3 protein-coding genes are annotated in these 3,723 nt (G+C 71.8%); all 3 read left to right on the top strand.

The window, feature by feature from the left end:
- Nucleotides 1-177: 177 nt before the first annotated feature.
- The 3 genes from ABD308_RS34985 to ABD308_RS34975 all read left to right on the top strand — a co-directional run bounded on the left by ABD308_RS34985 (nt 178) and on the right by ABD308_RS34975 (nt 3,567).
- A complete protein-coding gene (locus ABD308_RS34985) occupies nt 178-831 on the top strand; it encodes a DUF501 domain-containing protein (protein ID WP_486327047.1) in 654 nt (217 codons plus the stop codon).
- Nucleotides 828-1,769 (top strand): Ppx/GppA phosphatase family protein, encoded by a 942-nt coding sequence (locus ABD308_RS34980; RefSeq protein WP_344343979.1) that lies wholly within the window; start codon nt 828-830, stop codon nt 1,767-1,769. Before ABD308_RS34985 ends, ABD308_RS34980 begins: the two co-directional genes overlap by 4 nt.
- Before the next feature lie 427 nt (nt 1,770-2,196).
- The gene (locus ABD308_RS34975) at nt 2,197-3,567 is read left to right on the top strand and encodes an NAD(P)/FAD-dependent oxidoreductase (RefSeq protein ID WP_344343976.1); all 1,371 of its coding nucleotides are present in this window, start codon (nt 2,197-2,199) and stop codon (nt 3,565-3,567) included.
- Nucleotides 3,568-3,723 lie beyond the last annotated feature (156 nt).

Here is a 3,723-nt window from a genome sequence, read left to right as displayed (position 1 = left end):
GGCCCTGGTACGCCAGCGTCTGGGACTCCGTGGACGCCGCTGCCGCCGCCCCCGTCGCTCCCGTGAACCCGGCCCCCGCCGCCCCCGTCGCTCCCGTGAACCCGGCCCCCGCCGCCCCCGGGCAGCCCGCCCCACCCTCACCACCCGCCCCCGCCCCCGCTGGAGACAGCTCCTCCCATGACCACTGAGAACCACCCCACCGTCTCCGACGAGGACGTCGCGGCGATCGCCGCGCAGCTCGGCCGGGTCCCGCGCGGCCTGCGCGGCGTGGCCCACCGCTGCCCGTGCGGCAACCCGGACGTCGTGGAGACGGCCCCCCGGCTGCCGGACGGCACGCCGTTCCCGACGCTGTACTACCTGACCTGCCCCAAGGCCGCCTCGCTGATCGGCACCCTGGAGGCGGACGGCGTGATGAAGGACCAGACCGCCCGGCTCGCCGAGGATCCGGAGCTGGCCGCGGCGTACCAGAAGGCGCACGAGGACTACATCGCCCGCCGGGACGCCATCGAGGTGCTGGAGGGCTTCCCGAGCGCCGGCGGCATGCCGGACCGGGTCAAGTGCCTGCACGTGCTGGCCGGCCACTCGCTGGCGGCCGGCGAGGGCGTCAACCCGCTCGGTGACGAGGCGCTCGGCATGCTGGAGGACTGGTGGGCCAAGGGCCCGTGCGTCTCCGCCGCCGAGGTCGCGGCCGCCGGCGAGCGGGTGGCCCGCAACCGGGCCAAGGAGCAGGACCACGAGGCCGTGATCGCGGCCAAGGAGCAGAAGACCGCCGAGCGTGCCGCCAAGCGCGCCGCGCAGGAGGCGGGCGAGGCGGGGGAGGCCGACGCATGAGCACGACCAGGGTGGCCGCGATCGACTGCGGGACCAACTCCATCCGGCTGCTGGTCGCCGACCTCGACCCGGAGACCGGGGCGATCACCGACCTCGACCGGCGGATGATCATCAATCGGCTGGGCCAGGGCGTGGACCGCACCGGACGGCTGCACCCGGACGCGCTGGAGCGCACCTTCGCCGCCTGCCGGGAGTACGCCGGGGTGATCTCCGGCTTCGGGGTGGGCCCGGAGCGGATCCGCTTCGTCGCCACCAGCGCCTCCCGGGACGCCGAGAACAGCGCCGAGTACGTCGACGGCGTGCGGGCGGCCCTGGGCGTCGAGCCCGAGGTGGTCAGCGGTGAGGAGGAGGCGCACCTGTCCTTCGTCGGCGCCACCAAGGAGCTCACCGGCGGTCAGTTCCCGGCCCCCTACCTGGTCTTCGACCTGGGCGGCGGCTCGACCGAGTTCGTGCTCGGGGCCGAGGACGTCCAGGCGGCGCGCTCGGTGGACATCGGCTGCGTCCGGCTGACCGAGCGGCACTTCGACGGCACCGAGCTGCCCTCGGACGCGCGGATCGCCGAGGCCAGGGCGCACGTGCGGGCGGAGCTGGACCGGGCCGAGGAGGCCGTGCCGCTGACCGGCGCGGCCACCCTGGTCGGCCTGGCCGGCACGGTCACCACCATTTCGGCGATCGTCCAGGACCTGCCCCGGTACGACTCCGAGGCGATCCACCACTCCCGGATCTCCCGCGAGCGGGTCGCCGAGATCGCCGACCGGCTGCTGCACGCCACCCATGCGGAGCGGGCGGCGATCCCGTCGATGCACCCGGGCCGGGTGGACGTGATCGCGGCCGGCGCGCTGGAGCTGCTGGAGATCATGGAGCGGACGGGCGCCGCCGAGGTGGTCGTCAGCGAGCACGACATTCTCGACGGCATCGCCTGGAGCATCGCCCGCTGAGCGGGTGCGGGACTCACCGGCCCGGCCCCGGGCGCCCTTCCGGGGCTCCGGGGCCGGGGCGCGCCGGGGCGGCGCGGGAATGTTCGTGAATTTCTTCACATGAGGATCCAGCCTTTCGCGGCACCGAGCGGTCCGGTCCGTCCGATATGTGGGACCGAAGGCTCGCTCGGCGTGACGGCCACTGGATCGCAGGTTCTGAGCCGCCGAAGGTTTGAAAATCGAAATCCCGTGCGGGAACCGGGCCGCCTCATGGATCGTTGCTGCTCAGCGGGGCCGTGCGAACGGGTGTGCCCACCGGGGGGTCGCGGGGGCGCCGAGGGGCCGGGTGGGGGGTCAAAACGGGGGCGCGCAGTGTAGCAGAAGGGGTCCATAAGCTTGTGAGCGGGCTCACGAAGACTGCTCCGAGCGGTGCTGGATACTTTCGGATATGAGCACCACGGAGCGTCCTCGCATCCTCATTGTCGGCGGTGGTTACGTCGGCCTGTATGCCGCGATGCGCATCCTCAAGAAGATGCGCTACGGCGAAGCGACCGTCACGGTCGTGGACCCGCGGTCGTACATGACGTACCTGCCCTTCCTCCCCGAGGCGGCCGGCGGCAACGTCGCGCCCCGCAACCTCGTCGCGCCCCTGCGCACCGCGCTGAAGAACGCGGAGGTGCTCACCGGTGCGGTCACCGGTGTGGACCACGAGCGCAAGGTCGCCACGATCCAGCCCTCGGCGGGCGACTCGTACGAGCTGCCCTTCGACTACCTGGTCGTCGCGACCGGTTCGGTCTCCCGCACCTTCCCGATCCCGGGTCTGGCCGAGAACGGCATCGGCATGAAGACCGTGGAGGAGGCCATCGCCCTCCGCAACCACGTCATGGCGCAGCTGGACAAGGCCGAGTCCACCTCGGACGAGGTGGTCCGCCGCAAGGCGCTGACCTTCGTCATCATCGGCGGCGGCTTCGCCGGCGTCGAGACGATCGCCGAGATCGAGGACATGGCGCGCGACGCCTCCAAGATCTACAAGACCGTCAGCCGCGACGACATGCGCTTCGTCGTGGTCGAGGCCGCCAACCGCATCCTCCCCGAGATGGGCCCGGACCTCGGTCTGTGGACCAAGGAGAAGCTCGAGGAGCGCAACATCGAGGTCTACATCGAGACCTCGATGGACTCCTGCGTCGACGGCCACGTCGTGCTGAAGAACGGCATGGAGATGGACGCCTCCACCATCGTGTGGACGGCCGGCGTGAAGCCGAACCCGGTGCTGGCCCAGTTCGGCCTGCCGCTGGGCCCGCGCGGCCACGTCGACACCGCGCCGACCCTCCAGGTCCAGGGCTTCGACTACGTCTGGGCCGCCGGCGACAACGCCCAGGTGCCGGACCTCGCCGCCGGTGAGGGCGCCTGGTGCCCGCCGAACGCGCAGCACGCCGTGCGCCAGGCCGCCGTCCTCGGCGACAACGTGATCTCCGGCATGCGCGGCTTCCCGCAGCAGGAGTACAAGCACAAGAACCTGGGTGCGGTTGCCGGCCTCGGCCTGCACAAGGGTGTCGCGATCCTCTTCGGCAAGTACAAGCTGAAGGGCCGTCCGGCCTGGTGGTTCCACCGCCTGTACCACGGCGCCATGGTCCCCACCGTCAACCGGAAGGTCCGTGTCTTCACCGACTGGACCCTCGCCGTCTTCCTGAAGCGCGAGATGGTCGGCCTGTCGCAGATGGAGAACCCGTACCAGCCGATCCAGGAGGTCACGGCCCCCACCAAGCCCGCCGTCGAGGCCGCCAAGCCGGCCGCCGACAAGGAGCTCGCCAGCAAGTAACGACTGCGGACCCCGGTGTGGGAGCACCGGGGCATGAGTCGGAGGCCCTCCGCCCGGCAGCGCTGCCGGACCACGACCTCCGTGGTGCTCAGCCGGCTGTGCGAGTCGGGCGGAGTACAGAAGTGAACGAGAAGGCCCCCGCCGAACCCTCCGGCG

This window comes from Kitasatospora putterlickiae (assembly GCF_039527695.1).
Taxonomy (GTDB): domain Bacteria; phylum Actinomycetota; class Actinomycetes; order Streptomycetales; family Streptomycetaceae; genus Kitasatospora; species Kitasatospora putterlickiae.
The sequence above is the reverse complement of the archived record's forward strand: the minus strand, read 5'-3'. Positions and strand labels throughout refer to the sequence as shown.

Bases quoted from the DNA above. Each gene is read 5' to 3' on its own strand.
- ABD308_RS34985 (WP_486327047.1), top strand. From the start codon at position 178: ATGACCACTGAGAACCACCCCACCGTCTCCGACGAGGACGTCGCGGCG.
- ABD308_RS34980 (WP_344343979.1), top strand. From the start codon at position 828: ATGAGCACGACCAGGGTGGCCGCGATCGACTGCGGGACCAACTCCATC.
- ABD308_RS34975 (WP_344343976.1), top strand. From the start codon at position 2,197: ATGAGCACCACGGAGCGTCCTCGCATCCTCATTGTCGGCGGTGGTTAC.